The sequence below is a fragment of the uncultured Marixanthomonas sp. genome, from assembly GCF_963974425.1.
Classification (GTDB): Bacteria; Bacteroidota; Bacteroidia; order Flavobacteriales; family Flavobacteriaceae; genus Marixanthomonas.
Genome location: NZ_CAXBCK010000007.1, coordinates 1 through 21,472, shown reverse-complemented (window position 1 = coordinate 21,472; position 21,472 = coordinate 1). Strand labels below are relative to the sequence as shown.

The following is a 21,472-nucleotide window of genomic DNA, read 5'->3' as shown; positions in this document are numbered from 1 at the left end:
TTCAAAAAAAAACCACTTCAAAGTTGAAGTGGTTTTTTTAATAAACAATTGTGGTTGGGTTAGTTATAAGTCTTTCCTAAACGTACTTCGTTCTTTATGTTGAACCGGCTCATAGTCTTTCCAAAGAAGTTGCACGGCGGTGTTTTCCTTTAATTCAGGGTTGGTTTCTACGCGCTCAATCCCTTTAGAGTTGAACAAGTGTTGCATTTCTTCAAAAATAATAGCAGTAACACCTTTTCCTTGTAGCTCAGGGTCAATCCCTATTAAATAAAAAGCGGCGATATCATTTTTCTTTTGAGCTTGTAAAAGATGATACCAACCGGTAGGAAACAATCGTCCATTGGCCTTTTTTAATGCTTTACTGAAAGATGGCATAACAATGGAAAAAGCAATAAGTTTCCCTGTTTCATCTTTTATGCACGTGATATAATCTGGATGCACAAAACTGAAGTATTTTTCTTTATAATAGTCTATTTGGTATTGCTGAATAGGTACAAACGTCTGTAAGTCATTATAGGTTTTATTGAGCAAATCGAACATTTTGTCAACATACGGTAGTATTTCCTTTTTGTTTTTGAATCGAATGACGGAAAGATTATACCGCTGTTTTACAATTTTTGAAAACTTAGCTACTTTCTCTTTAATAGAGTCTGGAATACTCAATTTATATTCCACCCAAGTGGCTTGTTTTTCAAAGCCCAATTGTTCAAAGTGCTTGGCGTAATAAGGGTAGTGGTACCACGTTATCATGGTATTCAACTCTTCAAACCCCATAGTAAGGATTCCCGCTTTTTCCATATTTGAAAAGCCAACAGGTCCTTCAGTATATTCTAAATTATGGGCAGCGCCAATTTCAAAAACTTTTTCAAGTAAGGCTTTGGTCACTTCAACGTCATCGATAACATCAAACCAGCCAAATCGGACTTTTTTCTTGTTTTGTTCTTCAACTTCCAGTTGATTAATTATAACTGAAATCCTTCCAGCAATTTTCCCGTCTTTATAGGCTAAAAAATACCAAGCTTCGGCATTTTTAAAAACAGGGTTCTTTGCTTTATCAAGGGTTTCCATCTCGTCTTTAATCAACGGTGGAACCCAATATTTACAGTCTTTATACAATTTGAACGGAAAGGTTACAAATTGCTTTAATTCTTTTTTGTTGGTTACTTTTTTAACTTCAATCATGTGATTTATTACAATTGGCTACCATCTCCATCATCTTCCAAGAGATCTTTTCTTTTGTTACGTTCGTTCTTTTCTTTTTTCTGTTCCTTGTACTTCTTTCTTTTATCACGTCCGCTTTTTCCTTTTTCTTCAATAAACTCGTCTTCGCGATGCATATCAAACCGATAGGCAACACCAAGTCTTGCTCTCCAAAGGGAAGGAGTATCTTTAAAATTTAGGGTGCCAGAAAGGTCAACCTGTAAATCTTTATTTATAAGGACAGCTACACCTCCTCGCAGTAATTGATCGGCATAAAAATCACTTTTTATACCTTGATTTTCTAAGAAAATAGAGAAATACCGATTTGTAGCGTGTGTTAGTGTAAGTATATATCCATATTCGGGATTATCTGTAGTAACTCTATTTACAATAATATTGGTTACAAATACAAAACCTCCAATAAAATTATTTTGTGTAGACACTACAAACTTCGGACTAATAGATTTTTCTGCTTCAGGAGTAAAAGGATTGTCTTCTGTTATGTCAAAATTTGCTCCTGCATAAACAGAAATGGCCGGAATTAAATCGGCCCATTGGATACGGTTATTGGCTTTCCAACTATATAAATTAGGACCTTTTGCTTCGCGGTTGCGGTACGGATCGTACAACAAATATTTAGCCCCTAAGGTGTTGCTTTTAAAATTGGCAAAGTTGCGTTCAAAGTTGTTCGCTCCACGGGTATCTGTTACTTTATTAGATTGAAAGTTACCCATTAAGCTCACCTCAAGTTCTTCTTTTAACACGCCATACCTAATGGCGTAATCCCAAGAAAAAGTATTAGCTTCGGTAAATAACAATCGGTGTTCTTCTTTTCCAATACTTAACCCAGATTCAAATTGTAAAATGTTTGTTCCTACTGAAAAAGCACCTTGAGAGCTGCCAGGCCTATTGGCGTTGAGTATTTCGGTGTATTGTGCCGAAAGCGTCGTGGTTGCTACAAAAGCTACTAGGAAAAAGTAAACAATTCGGTTGTTCATCATTGTTTTGGGTTTGATTCAAAGATATAAGAATTTATCATTTATTTAATAAATTGCTTTCGTCTTTTTATAGGGGTTTATGTATTTTTGAACTCTATGATTACGTTTTTGAAAACGATATTAATTATCCTTCTGGTATTTTTCGGGTTAAAAGTTTTAATCCGTTGGGCTACACCGTACCTAATGAAGTATGTGGCCAAAAAAGCAGGGCAACGTTTTGAGCAAGCTTTTAACGGAACCCAAGGGAACCCTAATTCGAAAAAAGAAAAAGAAGGTAAAGTGACAATCGATAAAGTACCAAATAGAAAAAAATCACAAAAATCTACAGTAGGGGATTATGTGGATTACGAAGAAGTAGAGTGATTTAAAAAAAATCATATTCGTATGATTTCTGTCTGTTTGTAAAATTCTTTTTTAGTATAAATACTGCAAGAATATAGACTTTAGCGCTTCAGTTTTATAATAACCTATATCTCATACTCTTTTAGCACAGCGATCTTTTTCTATTTATATCTAAAGATGTATATCCAATTGTAGCATATTTTTGTTAATTTTCACACTTCAAAAAAATTGACAGTGGCTATGAAGCATTCGCTTAAAAAATTTCTACCGCATCTTATAATTTTCATTCTTTTTATTATTGCTTCGTTGGCTTATTTTAGCCCTGTTTTGCAAGGGAAAACTATTTTTCAAAGCGACATTGCTCAATACCAAGGAATGGCTAAGCAATTAAAGGATTATCGTGCTGAAACTGGAAATGAAACGTATTGGACCGATGCTGCTTTTGGCGGTATGCCCACTTACCAGTTAGGAGCTAAATATCCTCATAATTATATTAAAGATTTAGATCTTGCCATTCGGTTTTTGCCGCGACCAGCAGATTACCTGTTTCTATATTTTATAGGCCTCTACATTTTATTATTAGTATTAAAAGTTGACTATAAACTTGCTTTTCTAGGAGCATTAGCCTTTGGCTTTTCAACCTACCTTATTATAATTCTCGGCGTGGGGCATAATGCCAAAGCCCACGCTATTGCGTATATGCCATTGGTATTGAGTGGGATTTTGTTGACCTTTAGGGGTAAATTTCTGTATGGTTTTTTATTAACCACAGTTGCGATGGGACTCGAATTGGTTTCCAATCACTACCAAATGACTTATTATCTTCTGTTCTTGGTTATTTGTATTGGAGTTGCTTATTTAGTTGATGCTTTCAAGAAAAAAATGCTTCCTCATTACTTTAAGGCTTTAGGTGTTATGGTACTTGGAGTTTTAATTGCTGTCGGTCTCAATGCTACTAATATTTTAGCCACAAAAGAATATGCCGATACTTCTACCCGAGGAAATAGTGAATTAACGATTAACTCTGATGGTTCGCCTAAAGATAACGTAGACGGACTTGATTTTGATTATATTACAGAATACAGCTACGGAAAACTAGAAACATTAAATCTGTTTATTCCAAATTTCATGGGAGGTGGTTCTGGAGATCCGTTGCCTCAAGACGGCGCAACTAAAGAAGCTTTATTAAAAATGGGAGCATCGCCACAGGAAGCTAGCCAGATTTTAAATCAATTACCCACCTATTGGGGAGATCAACCCATTGTAGCAGCACCAGCTTATATTGGAGCGGTGGTTATCTTTTTAGCTGTTTTGGCCTTGTTTTTAGTGAAAGGACGTCTAAAATGGTGGGTAACAGCTGCATTTATATTGAGTTTGTTCCTTTCCTGGGGGAAAAATCTTAGTTTCTTGACGGAATTTTTTATTGACTACGTTCCGCTATACAGTAAGTTTAGGGCGGTATCATCTATTCAAGTGATTATGGAACTGATTTTGCCAATTTTAGCAGTAGTGGGATTACACCAATTTTTCAGCGGCTTTGAACGCGATGAAGAAAAAAAGAAAGCTTTGTTATACAGCGCCGGAATAACAGGTGGAGTAGCATTAGTATTTATTCTATTTAAATCGACACTGTTAGATTTTTCCAATTCATTTTACGATGCAAACATTCGTGAAAGCTTGAGTTTGCCAGTTCTCGACGCGGTAAGAGAAGATAGAGCAGCCATGTTGACTTCAGATGCTATCCGGTCGTTAATCTTTGTTTTACTTGCAGGAGCTACATTATGGTTCTTTTTAAAGGGTAAACTGAAAGAAATAGGAGTAATTTCAGTACTCGCTGTTTTAATTGTGATTGATCTTGTAGGAGTGGATAGGCGATACGTAAACAATGACGATTTTGTTCAGGCACGAGTTATGGAACAACCGTTTCAGAAAAACGGAGCGGATTTGCAAATCTTAAAAGATGATAGTAATTATAGAGTATATGATGCTACCACCAATGCATTTAATAGCGGTCGCGCCAGTTATTATCACAATGCATTGGGAGGTTATCACGCTGCTAAACCAGGTAGAATGCAAGACCTTAATGAATTTTATATAAGCAGAGGAAATATTGGGATGCTCAATATGCTAAATGTAAAATATATTATTACTCAAGGTGAAAATGGGGGAGCAGTGGCACAGCGAAATCCCTACGCGAATGGCAATGCTTGGTTTGTTGATAATGTGATTTTGGCAGATAATGCAAACGATGAATTATTGTTATTAGATAGTTTAGACACCAAGAAAACAGCTATAATTCCTAAGAAATTTAAAAATGAATTACCTGTTGAAAAGATAAGTCGTGATAGCTCTGCTACGATTGATTTAGTAAAGCACGAGCCTCAACATTTAATGTACGAAACTGCTACAAAATCTCCACAACTGGCTGTGTTTTCTGAAATATATTATCCACACGGTTGGAATGTATACCTTGATGGGGAGCCAACTGATTATTACAGAGCTAATTATGCGTTACGGGCGATGACCATTCCGGAGGGTTTACATAAAATAGAGTTCAAGTTTGAGCCTAAAGTTATACAAACAGGAAGTACTGTAAGTTTGGTTAGCACCCTTATTTTTGTCCTATTGTTGATAGGAGGAATATATTTTAGTTTTAAACAAAATAAAACTGAAATTGACAATACCTAATTGGTTATGAGAAAAGTCTTAATTATAACCTATTATTGGCCTCCAGCAGGTGGACCAGGCGTTCAACGTTGGCTTAACTTTGTAAAATACTTTAAAGAATTCGGGATTGAGCCAGTTGTCTATGTGCCAGAAAACCCTCATTACCCATTAATTGATACAAGCTTTGAAGCCGATGTACCCAATGATATAGAAATTCTGAAACATCCCGTAAACGAACCCTATAAGTTTGCTAAACTACTCTCTAAAAAGAAAACATCACAAATAAGTAGTGGGATTATTTCTGAAAAAAAACAATCTACTGTAGAGAAGCTGTTACTTTTTATTCGTGGAAACTTCTTTATTCCAGATGCTCGGGTAGGGTGGGTAAAGCCTTCTGTAAATTTTCTGAAAACATATCTTTCAGAAAATTCAATCGATACAATAATTACAACGGGACCACCACACAGTCTTCATTTAATTGGTCTTGAATTACAAAAGAAAACAAAACTTCCGTGGATTGCCGATTTTAGAGATCCGTGGACGACCATACATTATCATAAATCGTTACGGCTTACTAAAGCTTCAGAAAAAAGGCATAAACAATTGGAAGCTGAAGTTTTAAAAAGCGCTGACTTAATTACAGTAACCAGCCCAACGACCAAAAAAGAATTTCAGGAAATTACTAAAAAACCGATTGAAGTAATTACAAACGGATACGAAATTAGAGAAAAAATCACACCGGAACTTGACATCAAATTTTCCATTGTACATGTTGGTTCTTTATTAAGCGAACGCAATCCTTCTGTTCTATGGAACGTACTTTCAAAATTGGTTTCAGTAAATGAAAAATTTGCTGCTGATTTTCAATTAACACTCGCAGGAACTATAAGTGAAAGTGTGGTTGAAAGCATTAAAAAGCAAGGATTAAAAGATAATTTAAGGTTGCTAGGTTATGTTTCGCATTCTGAAGCTTTACAAATGCAGCACAATGCTCAGGTACTTTTACTTCTTGAAATAGACCGCCCAGAAACCCGTGCTATCATTCCAGGTAAGTTGTTTGAATACTTGGTGGCAAAAAGGCCTATTATTGCTTTGGGGCCAAAAGGGAGTGATATTGAAAAGCTAATTATAGAAACTGAAAGCGGTCAGTTTTTCAACTATTCAGAAAAGGAAAAACTGAAGTCTAATATTTTACAATTATATTCTGAATATAAAAAAGAAGCATTAGGAGTGAATTCAAAAAATATTTCAAAATACAGTCGTAGAAGCTTGACGAAACATATGGCTGAAGTTATACAAAAGGTTGCTGGGTAATAAAATGCGAAACCCCCGCTAAACTTTCGCTTAACAGGGGTTTCTAACTAACCAACCAAAAACTTTTATTATCCGCGGCCTCTTTGTCTACTGTTGCTTGAAGACGATCGGCTACTTTTACTAGTTCCACTAGAATTAGATCTTTTTACCGAGCTGCTGCGTTTTGCAGTACTTCTTTTTGGAGTACTAGAACGGTAGGTTTTATTATTTGTACTTGTTCTTTTATTTTGTGAAACAGCCTTTCTTTTATTTGAACTGCTTGTACGTTTGTTTATACTTTGAGTTCTATTAGTACTCACTTTTCGAGGCGTGCTACTTCGTGAAACACTTTTTGTATTACTCGTGGTTGTTCGACTTCTATTATTTATAGTCGATTTAGGTTTAGAGCTTCTAGTAGAACTTGTTTTAGAAATTACATTACGACTAGAAGAGCTATTTCGATTATTACTAACGGTTGACTTCCGTACAGTACTTGATCTTTTCGTATTGTTACTAGAAATAACATTTCGTTTATTACTAGATGACGAACTTCGCACCGTTTTTGTATTCCCCCGAGAACTTGTTCCTTTAGCAACTGATGCACGATTATTAGTACGTGTAATGTTACTTCTATTCACGTTATTTCTGCGTGGGTTCTCTGTGGCGTAGGTATTACGTCGGTTTGGGTTATAATCACTACGTTTTGTTACACGACCATTTTTATAATGTGTACGACTACCTGGACGATAAAAGTTTCTTCTACTATTGTTGTAGGCTACACGATGTCTATTGTTATAATACTTTCTATGCTTTACCCAACTATAACGGTGTGGACTATAATATCTTCTATAAGGATTATCATATACAACACAGTTTGAATAATACGGTCTTGCATAATATACGTGCCATGGACGATAAACATATCTTGGAGTCCATAAATTTATATATCCAGTAACGTGCGAAAAATGCCCGTAATGGTTATAAACTACATGTAAGCCTCCAACACGCACAATACGTCTGTCGTTATAGCGTATTTCGGTATTACCTACTTGGGCTACACGGCCGTATTCGTCATAATAAATAGGAATTTCTTCCACTTGAATCACGGCACCATAATCATCATATTGTACATATGCTTCATAATCATATCCGCCGTTAAATGAAATATTTACATTTCGTGTATTTACGTTTACATTTACATTACTCCGGTTTTGACCTAAATACACAAAATCAAACTGACCATCTGGAAATACTGAAAATTCAACATCTCCTTCTACAAACACATACGATTTTCCATCGTAACTGTAATTTGCAATTTCTTCTGAAGCGTTACTTTTTGCTGTTGCAGTAAGACTTACTAGAAAAATACTGAATAAGAATAAGGTTACTTTTTTCATAATAGAGGTTTTTAAGTTGTACTTGCTTTAAATTTTTGGTCAGCTCGGTACATTTATTACGAAACAATCATCGTGCCAAGTTTTGTAACCAGTTGATTATCAATTAATGTTATGTTGATGAGTTTACTGTTTTTATTTTTTCAACTTCAATCCCTAATGTCTGTTTATTGCTAAGGAAAGGATAGAATAAATAAAACCCCGGCTTTTCTTGTAAAAGAAACTCCGGGGTTTAACTAAAAACTAATCGATAAAAAACTAAATATTTCTTATTTAATAGCTTTCAATCTTTATGCCAAAAAATAGTACTGATTAAATCTTCTCTTTTAGATAAGTAGCTGTAAATGATTTTTTGTTTCTCGCTACTTCTTCAGGAGTGCCTTCTGCTACTACTTGTCCTCCTTTTTCACCACCTTCTGGGCCGAGGTCTATAATATGGTCGGCGCATTTTACCAACTCCATATTATGCTCTACAACGATAACGGTATGGCCTTTTTCTAATAAAGCGTAGAATGATGCCAACAGTTTTTTGATATCGTGAAAATGAAGCCCAGTAGTAGGTTCATCAAAAATAAAGAGGGCTTTATCCTTTGTGGTACCTTTAATTAAAAAGGATGCCAGTTTAATACGTTGCGCCTCACCACCTGAAAGGGTAGAGGAGCTTTGACCTAATTGTACATATCCTAAACCTACATCTTGCAGAGGCTTTAATTTTTTGGTTATTTTTTTCTCTTCGTGTTTTTTAAAGAATGAAATAGCATCATCAACCGTCATGGTTAGGATATCATCAATATTCTTATTTTCAAAATTCACTTCTAGAATCTCTTTTTTGAAGCGTTTGCCATTACATGTTTCACATTCTAGATGTACATCGGCCATAAACTGCATCTCTATTGTCACTTCGCCATCACCTTTACACGTCTCACAACGCCCGCCATCTACATTAAAACTGAAATGCTTGGCTTTATAGTTTCGTATTTTTGAAAGTTTCTGTGATGCAAATAGATTCCTTATATCGTCATATGCTTTTATATACGTTACAGGATTACTTCGGCTCGAACGACCAATTGGATTCTGATCAACAAATTCAATGTTCTTGATGTTGTTGAAATTTCCTTTTAATTCTGAAAACTGACCCGGTTTTTCACCATAGCCACCAATTTTTCGTAGCATAGCTGGATATAGAATCTTCTTAACCAAGGTACTTTTACCACTTCCTGAAACACCGGTGACAGCTGTAAAAACACCTAACGGGAATTCTGCGTCTATATTTTTTAAATTATTTTGCCGCGCACCGATTACTTTAATGCTTTCTTTCCAACTGCGGCGTTTTTTAGGAACTTCAATCTCCATGGTGCCATTTAAGTATTTTGCTGTAAGGGAATCAGATTTCAAAATATCTTTAAACGTTCCGGTTGAAACTACTTCACCGCCAAAGGTTCCTGCTTCTGGACCAATGTCTATAACTTCATCGGCAGCTTTCATAATATCTTCATCGTGCTCCACGACAATAACGGTATTACCTAAATCCCGTAAGGATTTTAAAACTTCTATTAATCGCTCAGTATCTTTTGGATGCAGACCGATGCTGGGCTCATCAAGAATATACATGGAGCCGACCAAGCTACTGCCCAACGAAGTGGCTAAATTAATTCGTTGTGATTCTCCTCCGGAAAGCGTGTTACTTTTTCGGTTCAGAGTCAGGTAGCTCAGTCCGACATCCATTAAAAATTGAAGACGGTTGTTTATTTCAAGCAACAGCCTTTTGGATACGTTCGTATCGTATTCGTTTAATTGTAATTCTTTAAAAAAGATAGCTAACTTTTCAAGTGGAAGCTCCACTAATTCTTGAAGGGCTTTTCCGCCCACTTTTACATAGCTTGCTTCTGGACGTAGTCGTTTTCCGTTACAAACATTACATTTTGTTTTACCACGGTAGCGAGAAAGCATGACTCGGTTCTGTATTTTATAACTTTTCGATTCTAAAAAAGAAAAGAAGTCGTTTAAGCCTTCAAAGTATTTATTTCCGTCCCAAACCAATTGTTTTTGTTCTTCAGTGAGTTCGAACCAAGGTTTGTGAATAGGGAAATCGAATTTATATGCGTTATTGACCAATTGGTCTCGGTACCAACTCATACTATCACCGCGCCATGGAAAAATTGCGTTTTCATAGATAGAAAGTGACGTATTAGGTATCACCAAGTCGTCATCAATGCCAATTACATCTCCGTAGCCTTCACAATTGGGGCAGGCTCCGTAGGGATTGTTAAAACTGAAAAGATGTACGTTCGGTTCTAAAAAAGTCATCCCATCGGCCTCAAAACGATTATTGAACTCCTTACTAGAATTATCACTTAGTTTTTCAATGTATAATTCACCTTTTCCTTCGTAGAAAGCCATTTCAATAGCGTCGGCTAAACGATTATAAAAGTCTTCGTCATCTTTGGTAATAATACGATCTACAACTAATTGAAGTTTTTTTGAAATTTGTTTGTCCTCCAATTCATCAATACGAATTACCCTATCTTTATTTTTTACCCGAGCATATCCTTGTTGGGCTAATGCTTGAATTTTGTTCTTCATCGTGCGTCCTTCTTCTAAAAAAATAGGAGCGAGGAGGAGCATTTTTTCACCTTCTGAAAAGGATTTAATGTAATTTATAACATCGGTTACCGTATCTTTTTTTACTTCATCTCCAGAAATTGGTGAAAATGTGTGGCCAATTCTAGTGTAAAGAAGTTTTAGGTAATCATAAATTTCGGTTGAAGTACCTACCGTTGAACGTGGATTAGTGGAATTTACTTTTTGTTCAATGGCAATAGCCGGAGCAATCCCTTTAATGGAATCTACTTTTGGTTTATCTAATCGCCCTAAAAATTGGCGAGCATAGGAAGAAAGACTTTCTACATAACGACGTTGACCTTCAGCATAGAGGGTATCGAAGGCTAAGCTGGATTTACCACTTCCGGAAAGACCGGTTATTACTACTAATTTATTTCTGGGTATAGCAACATCAATATTTTTTAGATTATGAAGTTTTGCTCCCTTAATTAGGATGTTCTTTTTAGTATCTAAAGTGTCAATATTCAAAATAAAAGATTCTTTTTAGGTAAGATTTTGCAAAGATACTACATAGAAATGGGGATTACACATGTGCCGATATTATAATTTTTTTAGGAAAATTTTATGTTTTATTTGCATTTCACGTTTCTTTGTTGTTATATTTACGGCTCACAACGACAATTTTAAAATTTATTGCCTATAGCATATTATTACTTTTTACACTAAAAACCAAAACGACTAAATAGCCTTAACAAGGCTAGTTGTTAACTTAAAAAGTATTGATATGAAAACGAACACCCATACGGATGCAGTATTGGTTAGTGCTTACATAAATGGTGATGAATCTGCACTCTCTCATTTAATTACCCGCCACAAACAAAGGATTTACAGTTTTATTTATTCTAAAGTCTATAATAGAGATGTCACTGAAGATATTTTTCAGGATACTTTTATAAAGGTTATTCGCTCTTTAAAGCGAGGTAAGTATAACGAAGAAGGAAAATTTTTACCTTGGGTTATGCGTATTGCTCATAATTTGGTTATAGATTATTTCAGAAAAAATAACCGCATGCCAAAATTTGAAAATAAAGACGATTTTAATATTTTCTCGGTACTCTCCGATGGCGCTTTAAATGCAGAAAAGCAAATAATAAAAGGGCAGGTAGAGAACGATGTTAGAAGGTTGATTGAAGAGCTACCCGAAGACCAAAAAGAAGTGCTCGTTATGCGTATTTATAAAGAAATGAGCTTTAAAGAAATTAGCTTACAAACCGATGTAAGTATTAATACGGCATTAGGAAGAATGCGATATGCACTTATTAACTTGCGGAAGGTAATTGATAAGCATAATATTGTGTTGACAAATTAATACAATAAATTGTTTTTTTGGGCGTTAATAAATAACATTAACCACAAAACGACTCTTTATGCAAAAAATGTACTCTAAAACCTCACACCAGGAGCAGGTGGATAAACTGGCTCCTAAAGTTGAAACAATTAAGTTTCTTCTAGACTATTCAAAGGCTTTAAGTGTTAACGATTATTATAATTTGAAGTTTGAAGCACTTCTAAACTAAACTTTGTTAAGAGCCCCGAATTAATTTTCGGGGTTTTTTATGTCTTATTTTTTCTTCTTTTTATAATATTCGTTCAGAACTGTTTTCCTACCGATTGTTTTAGTAATAATATCTTTTTCCAAATCCCAACCACGTGCTGGTGAGTAATGACGTCCGTACCATATTATTTGTAAATGAAGTTCATTCCATAAATCCATTGGGAAGAGTCGTTTGGCATCCTTCTCAGTTTGTGTTACATTTTTTCCCGTCGTAAATCCCCAACGGTATAATAGCCTATGTATGTGTGTGTCTACAGGAAACGCAGGAATATTAAAAGCTTGAGACATCACTACACTAGCGGTTTTATGGCCAACGGCAGGAAGCGATTCTAACGCTTCAAAATCTGCTGGAACTTTCCCGTTATAGCTTTCGATTAAAATTTCAGAAAGACCGTGGATTCCTTTAGATTTCATAGGCGACAAACCAACTGGCTTGATAATTTCCCGGATTTCTTCTACCGATAGTTTTACCATATCATAAGGATTGTCTGCGACTTCAAACAGTAAAGGGGTTATTTTGTTCACTCGAACATCGGTACTTTGGGCAGAAAGTAAGACTGCAATCAAAAGTGTATATGGGTCTTTATGATCTAGAGGAATTGGTATTTGTGGGTACAATTCTTTTAGTGTCTTGATTACAAAGTCAACCTTTTCCTGTTTCGTCATTTTTTGCTTATTTTTAAACAAAAATAGCAAATGAAAACCTTACAAGAAGGGGACAAAGTCCCAAATTTTACTGTTAACGATCAAGAAGGGAATCCGGTATCACTTACCGATTATAAAGGCTACAAGTTGGTGGTTTTTTTCTACCCAAAAGCAAACACACCTGGTTGTACTAATGAAGCTTGTAACCTTAGGGATAACTATGAAGAACTTAAGAATAAAGGCTACAAATTGTTGGGAGTAAGTGCGGATAGCGAACGCAAACAGAAAAATTTTAAAGAAAAATATGATTTCCCCTTTCCGTTATTGGCAGATGAAAACAAAGAGGTAATCAATACATTCGGCGTTTGGGGACCTAAAAAATTTATGGGTCGGGAGTATGATGGTATTCATAGAATGACATTTATTGTTGATGAAGAAGGAAAAGTAGAACGTGTTATTTCAAAAGTAAAAACGAAAGATCACGCTGCGCAAATTTTAGATTAATATTCTTTATAACAATAAAACGGCTAGTTTTTAAAATATAAAACCTAGCCGTTTTTTTATAATCTATATATCTATTTGGAAGTTTTTGCGTGGTAACTGAATAATTCTTTTTCGTGAATAATTTCAGAAACACCAGGGGGAAGCATTTCTTCCCAATTTTCCTCACCGTTTTCTATCATTTCTAATACTTCGCGAGAGAAGATGTTTAAAATGTTTGGATTGTAATCTTTTATATCCACTACTTTACCATTGTACTTGAAGAATTTGTATAATTCTTTCATTCTTGGATGTACTTTCAAGTTTTCGCTGGTAGTATATTCACCTGTTTCAGGGTCGCGCATTGGGTAGAGGTATACTTTAAGATCTTTAAAGAATAACTTCCCAAAGGCCTCTAGAATACCACCACTTAAATGACGGTAGTATTTTTCATCAAAAATATCGACCAAATTATTTACTCCCATGGCTAATCCTAAACGCATTTTGGTGTATCGTGAAAAATATTCCACCAATTTGTAATACTCTTGAAAATTAGAAATCATTACTGTATGCCCAAGAGAACAAAGCAGTTTAGCTCGATCCATAAAGTCTTCTTCGTCAATTTCACCTTCTGCACGAAGGTTGGATAGTGTGATTTCAAAGATAACTTCGGTACGCTCTTTTTCAACTTTTCTCTCTTGTAAAAACATCTCGTATGAGTTTTCATACATATCGATGTTTACTTTTGTTACTGGACGAAAGCTTCCGCGAAGCGCTAAAATGTTCTTTTTGTAAAGAATTCTAGCTGGTAAAATGTTGTTTCCGTCAGGACCGAACATAATAGCTTCGGTCATTCCGTTTTTAATAAGCTGTAAACTCATTAAGCGGTTATCAACTTTTTCAAACTTAGGTCCGGAAAAATTTATCGTATCAATTTCAATTTTATCTTTATCAATGTGGTCGTATAAATAGCGTAATAACTTTTTAGGCGTGTCATACTTATAATAGGCACCATAAATTAGATTAACACCAAGAATTCCCAACGTAATTTGTTGTAATAATGCTTCATTTTCATGAAAGCGAACATGTAGCATAATTTCGCTATAATCTTCATTAGGATCTACTTGGTATTTAATGCCAACCCAACCGTGACCTTTATATTTTTTAGCAAAATCAATAGTTGCCACCGTATTTGCATACGCGAAGAATAGTTTATTTGGATGCTTTTTTCGGGCTATTCGCTGTTCGATAAGGTCTATTTCGTGCGAAAGCATTTTTTTGAGTCGGGATTCTGTAACGTAGCGTCCATCTTCTTCTTCTCCATAAATGGCATCGCTAAAATCCTTATCATAAGCCGACATGGTTTTCGCAATCGTGCCGGATGCACCGCCTGCTCTAAAAAAATTCCGAACGGTTTCTTGTCCAGCACCTATTTCAGCAAAAGTTCCGTAGATATTTTCATTCAAATTTATTCGAAAAGCTTTACTTCTAATGGAAGGAATGTTTTCAAACTCTTTGTCTCCTAATATAGTATCTGGCATAGTTACCCTTTATTATGAATGGTACTAACAAAGGTAAGAAATACCGTAGCTATTCAAAAAAAATACTGTTATTTTTGTGTGAATGAATTCGCAATTTACCGTAACATTTTTGGGCACCGGAACTTCACAAGGTGTCCCCGTAATAGGAAGTCACCATCCCGTTTGTAAAAGCAACGATCCCAAGGATAAACGTCTTCGGGTTTCCGTGTTATTGCAATGGAACAATTATAATTATGTAATTGACTGTGGACCAGATTTTCGATATCAAATGCTTAGGGAAGGCGTGACATACCTAAATGGAATATTATTGACTCACGAGCATAGCGACCATACAGCTGGGATAGATGATATACGCCCGTTTTATTTTAAACAAGGGAACATCCCTTTTTATGCTCACAAGCGGGTTTTTAAATCGCTTCACGATCGCTTTGCCTATATATTTGAAATTGAAAATAAATATCCAGGTGCACCAACTCTCGATGAAATAGAAATAGATAAAGACACTTCTTTTATTATAAGCGAAAAGAAAGTAACTCCCATTGAAGCCATGCACCATACGCTACCTGTTCTAGGGTTTCGGGTTGATGGGTTTACATATTTAACTGATGTTAAAACAATTTCTGAAGAAGAAGTAGAAAAAATTAAAGGAACAAAAGTACTGGTGGTAAATGCGTTGCGGGAAAAAGAACACTATTCGCATTTTAATTTAGCAGAAGCATTAGCCTTTATAGAGAAAATAAACCCTGAGCGTGCTTATTTAACCCATATAAGCCATTTAATGGGCTTTCATGAAGAAGCGTCAAAACAACTGCCAAAAAACGTTTTTATGGCATACGATACATTGAAAATTAAAATATAGTTATGAGAAAGAAATTATATATGTACTTGTTCTTTTTTGCTTTATTGTTCATCATATTTCAATATATGAACGAAAAGCAGATATATGAATCACAAGAAAATGACATAGCTCTGCTGAAAAGTAAGGTTGATAAGTATGAAAAAGTCAATGATTCTTTAGCTAGACAATTAATGGACGTAAATTATTTTACGCTTCAAGGAAATGACAACGCTATGACTTATTTTGAAGAAGTTGGATATGAAGCTTCCGATATTGAAAACCAGGTGAAAGAACACATTTACGATCTTAATGGTAAAAAAGGTAAAAACCCTATTGTTCCTTATGATGGAATAGAGGGGAAAATGAAGATAAACAAAGTGAAGTTTTTAAATCACCGATGGATTGTAGCCGATTTTACCGACGGTACCTACTGGGGCGAAATGGTTTTGGAATATTACATGAACGAAGATGAAAGTATCGACCTAAATGTTATTGGCTCATTGTTGTATGGCAAGTAATATTCAATAAACAATTTATTTTATACGCTATCTGGAAACCGTCTTGTAACTCTTACTTCTCAATGCAATTAAACCTAAAATAGGACCTATAGCTAGTATTGTATAAATAGCATTTGAGTCAGTCAACGCTATCATTTCTGTAATAAATTGAATGCTAAGTATCGTTATTGAATACCCTATGCAATTAACAATTGTAAGTGCAGTCCCTTTTATTTCTTCAGGTGCATTTTGAGCTACTAATGTTGATAAAAGCGGAGAGTCTGCAATAACAACCATTCCCCAAAAAATGAGAAAAGCAATGAACAAGCTTTCATATTCGCTATTAAATAGCAATGGAGAAATTAGGCAGCATCCACAAGATAACAGTAATGCAATGAATGCTATTTGTTTGATACCTGCTTTTTGCCCAAGATAGCCGCTGAATACGCAGGCCAAACCACCAATTCCGATTATTAAGAATGATAAAAGAGAAACATTGAATAGTACTTGAGTATGTTCTGTGCTATACTTTTTAAGCATGATGGGCACAAAAGCCCAAAATGCGTACAACTCCCACATATGACCAAAATAACCAAAAGCAACAGACCGAAATTTTTTATTACGGAATACGCTAAAAAAAACAAATAAATCTGCTCGTTGGCTGGGCTTTCTATATGGACCATCAGGTACCATAAGTATCATTAACAAGCCACCTACCACCGCAAGTGATGAAGTTGCCATAAGTACAGATTTCCAGGAATATAAATCAGTTATCTCTTTTAGCAAATGTGGAAAAGCAGTCCCAATTACCAATGCACCAACTAAAAACCCAAGTGATTTTCCCAGTCCTTTTTTATAATAATCTGCAGCTATTTTCATTCCTACTGGATAAATACCAGCAAGAAAAAAACCTGTAAAGAAACGAAGTAGGAGTAAACTCATTAAATTGTTGCTTTCCCAGATTATTCCTAAATTAAACAATGACCCAAGTAAAGCACTGATTAAAAATACTTTTGAAGGTGAAAATCGGTCAGCTATAGTCAAGATGGCAAAACCCAATGTGCCAATAATAAATCCAAACTGGACTGCCGAGGTTAAATGTCCTAAAGCACTTATGTTAAGATTGAAATTTAGTACGAGATCATTTATCACACCATTTCCCGCAAACCAAAGTGAGGTACAGCAAAACTGCGAGATTACAATTACTGGAAGTATTACCTTAGGTTGTTTCAAGTATATTGTGTTTAAAGTGTTTATGGGTGTAATTGTATATCCTTGTCTAGGCAGTCACTTCTCCTTTTTAATAGGCTGAGCAAGTTAAAAAATAAGATACTAATTTTAAGAAACTGAACTATTGTTTTTCAAGGGATAGGTAGTTGTAAAAAATTATTATTCGGTAATCTTATTAAATCTTTGATTTAGACCATCTATAAACTGATGTGTTCTTTTTTCAAATCCTGTTATAGTCCCTAGACTATCTCTTGTGAAATGAAACCAGAATTCAGCGTCTGTATCAAAAAACAAATCTTTTCCGTACGCATAAATAGGGATGGGATCTCGGACTATATTTCGTCTCCCTACCTGAAACTTTAAAGTATCATTTTCAATTACGATGTTATTCCAAAACACCTTACTTTTTTCAAACAAATAATTCCCTATGTATTCTTTTTGTTCATTAAAACTTATGTTTTTCGGTTTTATAAATTTATTTCGCTGAACTCTTCGCTCTTTTAGATTGTATTTATCGCCATTTTTTAAAACGTAGAATTTGTTTTTTCCAGTTTCTAGTGAGTCAATTTCATTGAAATAAGGCGACCAAAACGTGTTATCATAAATAGATACGTATTTATTACCTATAACTTGAAATTCATTTCCTTGTACTAAAATACCAGTATCTTCATCAATACCAACACCTAACAGTTCTGGTCTGATTTTTAACAAATCAAACATATCATAATGTCTGTTTCTGTCAAGGTGATGTTGGTCAAAAGCAGTATTTGTAACCAATCCAAATCCAATTTCGGGGTTGCTAATTATACTGTAATTTCCATTTAAATTTCTCCCGCCTCTCACCAAATAAGAACCTTGAATTGAAGCTCCTGCCGAATGCCCGCCAATAATTCCGCCACGTTTTAGAACGTTTTTCAATTCAAAATGAGTTTTAGTATTCAAATATGCATCTGCTGTACGCCATTGTCTTCCACCGGTTAACCAAACTGCTGTTGCGGTTTTTAAAGGTTGAACAAAATCATCGCTATTTGCGACCAAAGTATCTCTTGTATGCATTAATCGTATGTCATCAAAGCCACGAGCAGTAAACTGTCTTTTTAAAATTTTAAATTCTGGGTCGTAGTTAATTGAACTTTCATCAAAAGCAGTTGGGATTATAACAAGTTTAGCTGACTCTCCACCGGCCAAATCGTAAAATACGTGCCACATTTCGTCTGTTATTCCGCCACCACCTATTAATAATGCTCCATTTTTTGGGCCAATAGATTGACTTTTATTTCCATTCGGTTTATTTTCTGAATTTTGGCAGGAAATAATTGAAATTAGAACTAATAATAAAGATAGATGTTTGAGGATTTTAAATGTTAGTTCCTTTATTTTCATGTGTTGCAGAATGTTCCTTAGAAATGTATGTTAACCTGTTTGAATAAAATTAGTTGCATGGTTAAGTACGTAATTTAGCAAATAAAAATTGAATAGGAAATCGGCGATGATTTTAGTAAGTAGGCTATAACCAAGTAATTAATTATAGCATCGATGAAAAAGCAGTAATTGCAGTCTGAATGTTTGTTTTAAAAACCGAAAGTTCTTTAAAAGTTTTCTTCTAAAAATCTTTCTTTAAAAAGGTAATGGAGCACTCTTTTTTGCGTGGGACGAAGCGTTGGTTCAAAAGTGTGTGGAATGGCTATTAACGGAAATTGTATCTTTGTTAACTCAAAAACTTTAATCAAATGGATAAAACAGAACGAATTTTAGATGCTGCCTTAGAGTTAATTATCGAGCGCGGTCTTGAACGTACCCCCATGTCCAAAATTGCAGATAGGGCAGAAGTGGGAATGGGGACCGTATATAAATATTTTGAGAACAAAGAACATATCATAAATGGCATTTATGTTAAAATTAAAGAGGAAGAAGCAGCGTTAGTCTTTGTCAACAATGGTTTTAACAAAGATGTATATGAAACTTTTAAAGATTATTACAGTAGAATGATTGACTATTTTTTAAATAACCCTTTAAAATTTAATTTTATATCTCAATATGCATTCTCACCATTAATCAATGCTGAAACACAGAAAAAAGCAATGTCTAGGTTTCATCATTTTGATACACTTTATAAAAAAGGACATCAGGAGGATTTATTTAAAACTATAAAAGCGGAACACTTAACCTTTTTTGTTTTTAGCGCGATAGCCTATTGGATTAAATCTGCAAATGAGCTCCATATTACAATCGATACTCAATATAAAAATACCCTCATACAAATGGCCTGGGATGCCATAAAAAAATAGTTGTATTTTTTTTAACATTTACTGAATGAATATTCAGTCTAACGGTATTAGTTTTGATTATAATTAATACTGTAAACAGAAACAACTATGGGAAAATTAGATTTAAAAGGAAAAGTAGTGGTAATCGCAGGAGGTGCAAAAAACCTTGGTGGATTAGTTAGTAGAGATATGGCACAGCATAGAACAAAAATAGTAGTGCATTACCATAGCGATAGAACAAAAAACGATGCAGAAGAAACGGTAAAAGCCATACAAGATGCAGGTAGTGAAGCAATTATTGTTCAAAGTGATTTGACAAAGGTTGAAAATGTAAAAACACTTTTTAAGACTGCAAAAGATAAATTTGGAAGGGTAGATATTGCTGTTAATACTGCAGGAATGGTATTAAAAAAGCCATTTGTAGACACCACTGAAGAAGAATATGACACTATGTTTGGTGTTAATTCTAAAGCAGCTTATTTCTTTATTCAAGAAGCCGGAAAACAGTTGGAGGGTAATGGGAAAATCATCACAATTCTAACATCTTTATTAGGTGCTTATACTGGATTGTACTCTACTTATGCAGGTGCAAAAGCTCCTGTTGAGCATTTTACAAGAGCTGCATCAAAAGAATTCGGGGAACGCGGAATTTCAGTTACAGCCGTTGCACCTGGCCCGATGGACACTCCATTTTTCTATGGACAGGAAGGAGAGGATGCAGTTTCATACCACAAGTCGGCATCGGCTTTGGGCGGTTTAACTCAAATTGAGGATATTGTTCCTATTGTAACCTTTTTAGCAACCGATGGGTGGTGGATTACAGGACAGACTATTTTGGCAAACGGTGGTTATACTACCAAATAAATTATCTTTTTAATTTATAACAGCCGGAACACAGAGTGTCTGCTGTTTATTTTTTTTATAACAGTAGAAATTTTAAGTATTCAGCTTTTAGATGAAAATTTTGAGAGAGGCAACCATGAAAACCCAGTTTAAACTGTTTAAAATGATTTCCACTAACTTCTAATATGAAATAATAAATTGGTTAGAATGAAACATTTTTTTATTATATCGTTTTTACTAGTAACAATAATTGTCTGTGGTCAACAGAATGAAAAACAATCTCAGCAAGAAATAAATCAACAAACAAGTAAATAAAAGGAAATAAAACACACGCTTATGAGCAATACTATCGAAAATTCAGAATCTAATCCAGAAGAGGTAATTAAATCACTAATAACTGCAATGTCTAAAAATAATGCGGAACAAATTCGTTCATTGTTTCATGAAAATGCATCACAGACTTATGGTAGTGGTGAAGCAAAATATGGAGAAGCATTTTTTAGTTGGCTTGAAAGTGATATTATTGAAAGACAAGGTCACGTTGAGAACGCACACTATACAACAAATAATAAGGAAGTAGTTGTAACAGGAAAATACAGTAGTAAAGGCTATACGAACAAGGCTAATTTTTTATTCACTGTAGAGGGTGGAAAAATTAAGAGCTGGACAATGCGATATTAACTTTACATTAGTTACAAAACTAATGTAAGATGAAAAGTTAACGTATTCAGACTTTTGTATTTTGAGATTGAATAAGATGTTTTTTAGCAAATTATTCATATCGAGGAAGTCTTAACTGGGATACAACTTTTATGTGTATATATCGGTTGGGGTATAAAAATAGTAGGGCAGAAAATAAGCTGTTTCCTTTCGGTTGAGCCACAAGCCCTTTTTTTTATGATTTTACAATTTACATTAATTAAAAGCTAAAACAAAAAAAGGGCGACTTCGCAAACACAAATAGACCTTTTGACTAAGCCATAATCACCCTATTATTTTTATACTTTGTGCCTGTTGCACAAGTCTCGCCAAAGATAAATATATTTTGTAACTTACTGAA

At 34.7% G+C, this 21,472-nt stretch carries 18 protein-coding genes; 10 read left to right on the top strand and 8 right to left on the bottom strand.

The features are described from left to right. Nucleotides 1–63: 63 nt before the first annotated feature. Entirely contained in the window at nt 64–1,182 is a 1,119-nt protein-coding gene (locus AACZ92_RS02995) for a GTP cyclohydrolase (RefSeq protein ID WP_339696983.1), read from the bottom strand. Nucleotides 1,183–1,190: 8 nt separating this feature from the next. Beyond that, entirely contained in the window at nt 1,191–2,201 is a 1,011-nt protein-coding gene (locus tag AACZ92_RS02990) for a transporter (RefSeq protein WP_339696981.1), read from the bottom strand. Between the two features lie 105 nt (nt 2,202–2,306). Here AACZ92_RS02990 and AACZ92_RS02985 point away from each other — a divergent pair, with 105 nt between their 5' ends. The 3 genes from AACZ92_RS02985 (at nt 2,307) to AACZ92_RS02975 (ending at nt 6,521) form a co-directional block, all read left to right on the top strand. After that, nucleotides 2,307–2,561: a DUF4834 family protein gene (locus AACZ92_RS02985; RefSeq protein WP_339696979.1), complete on the top strand. Its 255-nt coding sequence runs from the start codon at nt 2,307–2,309 to the stop codon at nt 2,559–2,561. Nucleotides 2,562–2,780: 219 nt separating this feature from the next. Next, on the top strand, nt 2,781–5,228 hold the full coding sequence (locus AACZ92_RS02980; RefSeq protein WP_339696977.1) for a YfhO family protein: 2,448 nt from the start codon (nt 2,781–2,783) through the stop codon (nt 5,226–5,228). A gap of 6 nt (nt 5,229–5,234) precedes the next feature. Continuing rightward, complete coding sequence (locus AACZ92_RS02975) at nt 5,235–6,521, top strand: glycosyltransferase family 4 protein (RefSeq protein ID WP_339696975.1); 1,287 nt, start codon at nt 5,235–5,237, stop codon at nt 6,519–6,521. Between the two features lie 68 nt (nt 6,522–6,589). Here AACZ92_RS02975 and AACZ92_RS02970 read toward each other — a convergent pair whose 3' ends face one another. Both AACZ92_RS02970 and uvrA read right to left on the bottom strand, forming a co-directional pair. Next, entirely contained in the window at nt 6,590–7,897 is a 1,308-nt protein-coding gene (locus AACZ92_RS02970) for a hypothetical protein (RefSeq protein ID WP_339696973.1), read from the bottom strand. 309 nt (nt 7,898–8,206) lie between these two features. After that, a complete protein-coding gene (uvrA, locus tag AACZ92_RS02965) occupies nt 8,207–10,984 on the bottom strand; it encodes an excinuclease ABC subunit UvrA (protein ID WP_339696971.1) in 2,778 nt (925 codons plus the stop codon). Nucleotides 10,985–11,240: 256 nt separating this feature from the next. Here uvrA and AACZ92_RS02960 point away from each other — a divergent pair, with 256 nt between their 5' ends. Then, nucleotides 11,241–11,825, top strand: coding sequence for a sigma-70 family RNA polymerase sigma factor (locus tag AACZ92_RS02960; RefSeq protein ID WP_339696969.1), 585 nt, complete (start codon nt 11,241–11,243; stop codon nt 11,823–11,825). 252 nt (nt 11,826–12,077) lie between these two features. On the opposite strand, the gene nth is transcribed toward AACZ92_RS02960, so the two are convergent. Continuing rightward, nucleotides 12,078–12,737 carry an endonuclease III gene (gene nth / locus AACZ92_RS02955; protein ID WP_339696967.1) on the bottom strand — a complete coding sequence of 220 codons (660 nt, stop codon included), beginning with the start codon at nt 12,735–12,737 and terminating at the stop codon, nt 12,078–12,080. Between the two features lie 30 nt (nt 12,738–12,767). On the opposite strand from nth, the gene bcp reads away from it, so the two are divergent. Next, the gene (bcp, locus tag AACZ92_RS02950) at nt 12,768–13,220 is read left to right on the top strand and encodes a thioredoxin-dependent thiol peroxidase (protein ID WP_339696965.1); all 453 of its coding nucleotides are present in this window, start codon (nt 12,768–12,770) and stop codon (nt 13,218–13,220) included. 71 nt (nt 13,221–13,291) lie between these two features. Here the strand turns inward: bcp and AACZ92_RS02945 are convergent, their stop codons facing one another. Beyond that, nucleotides 13,292–14,737 (bottom strand): TonB-dependent receptor, encoded by a 1,446-nt coding sequence (locus AACZ92_RS02945; protein ID WP_339696963.1) that lies wholly within the window; start codon nt 14,735–14,737, stop codon nt 13,292–13,294. Nucleotides 14,738–14,819: 82 nt separating this feature from the next. On the opposite strand from AACZ92_RS02945, the gene AACZ92_RS02940 reads away from it, so the two are divergent. Together AACZ92_RS02940 and AACZ92_RS02935 are read left to right on the top strand one after the other, a co-directional pair. After that, nucleotides 14,820–15,596, top strand: coding sequence for an MBL fold metallo-hydrolase (locus AACZ92_RS02940; RefSeq protein WP_339696961.1), 777 nt, complete (start codon nt 14,820–14,822; stop codon nt 15,594–15,596). Between the two features lie 2 nt (nt 15,597–15,598). Further along, nucleotides 15,599–16,093, top strand: coding sequence for a hydrolase (locus AACZ92_RS02935; RefSeq protein WP_339696959.1), 495 nt, complete (start codon nt 15,599–15,601; stop codon nt 16,091–16,093). Nucleotides 16,094–16,120: 27 nt separating this feature from the next. On the opposite strand, the gene AACZ92_RS02930 is transcribed toward AACZ92_RS02935, so the two are convergent. Together AACZ92_RS02930 and AACZ92_RS02925 are read right to left on the bottom strand one after the other, a co-directional pair. Next, nucleotides 16,121–17,305 carry an MFS transporter gene (locus AACZ92_RS02930; protein ID WP_339696957.1) on the bottom strand — a complete coding sequence of 395 codons (1,185 nt, stop codon included), beginning with the start codon at nt 17,303–17,305 and terminating at the stop codon, nt 16,121–16,123. A gap of 156 nt (nt 17,306–17,461) precedes the next feature. Further along, on the bottom strand, nt 17,462–18,685 hold the full coding sequence (locus tag AACZ92_RS02925) for a cyanophycinase (RefSeq protein ID WP_339696955.1): 1,224 nt from the start codon (nt 18,683–18,685) through the stop codon (nt 17,462–17,464). A gap of 347 nt (nt 18,686–19,032) precedes the next feature. Here AACZ92_RS02925 and AACZ92_RS02920 point away from each other — a divergent pair, with 347 nt between their 5' ends. From AACZ92_RS02920 to AACZ92_RS02910, 3 genes are all read left to right on the top strand, one after another. Beyond that, nucleotides 19,033–19,590 (top strand): TetR/AcrR family transcriptional regulator, encoded by a 558-nt coding sequence (locus AACZ92_RS02920; protein WP_339696953.1) that lies wholly within the window; start codon nt 19,033–19,035, stop codon nt 19,588–19,590. 87 nt (nt 19,591–19,677) lie between these two features. Further along, nucleotides 19,678–20,433: an SDR family oxidoreductase gene (locus AACZ92_RS02915; protein WP_339696951.1), complete on the top strand. Its 756-nt coding sequence runs from the start codon at nt 19,678–19,680 to the stop codon at nt 20,431–20,433. A gap of 315 nt (nt 20,434–20,748) precedes the next feature. After that, the gene (locus AACZ92_RS02910) at nt 20,749–21,093 is read left to right on the top strand and encodes a nuclear transport factor 2 family protein (protein ID WP_339696949.1); all 345 of its coding nucleotides are present in this window, start codon (nt 20,749–20,751) and stop codon (nt 21,091–21,093) included. The last annotated feature ends 379 nt before the right edge of the window (nt 21,094–21,472 follow it).

Excerpts from the sequence above, each read along its gene's own strand:
- nth (WP_339696967.1), bottom strand. The coding sequence starts at position 12,737 with ATGACGAAACAGGAAAAGGTTGACTTTGTAATCAAGACACTAAAAGAA.
- AACZ92_RS02940 (WP_339696961.1), top strand. The coding sequence starts at position 14,820 with ATGAATTCGCAATTTACCGTAACATTTTTGGGCACCGGAACTTCACAA.
- AACZ92_RS02960 (WP_339696969.1), top strand. The coding sequence starts at position 11,241 with ATGAAAACGAACACCCATACGGATGCAGTATTGGTTAGTGCTTACATA.
- AACZ92_RS02915 (WP_339696951.1), top strand. The coding sequence starts at position 19,678 with ATGGGAAAATTAGATTTAAAAGGAAAAGTAGTGGTAATCGCAGGAGGT.
- AACZ92_RS02990 (WP_339696981.1), bottom strand. The coding sequence starts at position 2,201 with ATGATGAACAACCGAATTGTTTACTTTTTCCTAGTAGCTTTTGTAGCA.
- bcp (WP_339696965.1), top strand. The coding sequence starts at position 12,768 with ATGAAAACCTTACAAGAAGGGGACAAAGTCCCAAATTTTACTGTTAAC.
- AACZ92_RS02945 (WP_339696963.1), bottom strand. The coding sequence starts at position 14,737 with ATGCCAGATACTATATTAGGAGACAAAGAGTTTGAAAACATTCCTTCC.
- AACZ92_RS02935 (WP_339696959.1), top strand. The coding sequence starts at position 15,599 with ATGAGAAAGAAATTATATATGTACTTGTTCTTTTTTGCTTTATTGTTC.
- AACZ92_RS02920 (WP_339696953.1), top strand. The coding sequence starts at position 19,033 with ATGGATAAAACAGAACGAATTTTAGATGCTGCCTTAGAGTTAATTATC.
- AACZ92_RS02980 (WP_339696977.1), top strand. The coding sequence starts at position 2,781 with ATGAAGCATTCGCTTAAAAAATTTCTACCGCATCTTATAATTTTCATT.
- AACZ92_RS02975 (WP_339696975.1), top strand. The coding sequence starts at position 5,235 with ATGAGAAAAGTCTTAATTATAACCTATTATTGGCCTCCAGCAGGTGGA.
- AACZ92_RS02910 (WP_339696949.1), top strand. The coding sequence starts at position 20,749 with ATGAGCAATACTATCGAAAATTCAGAATCTAATCCAGAAGAGGTAATT.
- AACZ92_RS02925 (WP_339696955.1), bottom strand. The coding sequence starts at position 18,685 with ATGAAAATAAAGGAACTAACATTTAAAATCCTCAAACATCTATCTTTA.
- AACZ92_RS02995 (WP_339696983.1), bottom strand. The coding sequence starts at position 1,182 with ATGATTGAAGTTAAAAAAGTAACCAACAAAAAAGAATTAAAGCAATTT.
- AACZ92_RS02970 (WP_339696973.1), bottom strand. The coding sequence starts at position 7,897 with ATGAAAAAAGTAACCTTATTCTTATTCAGTATTTTTCTAGTAAGTCTT.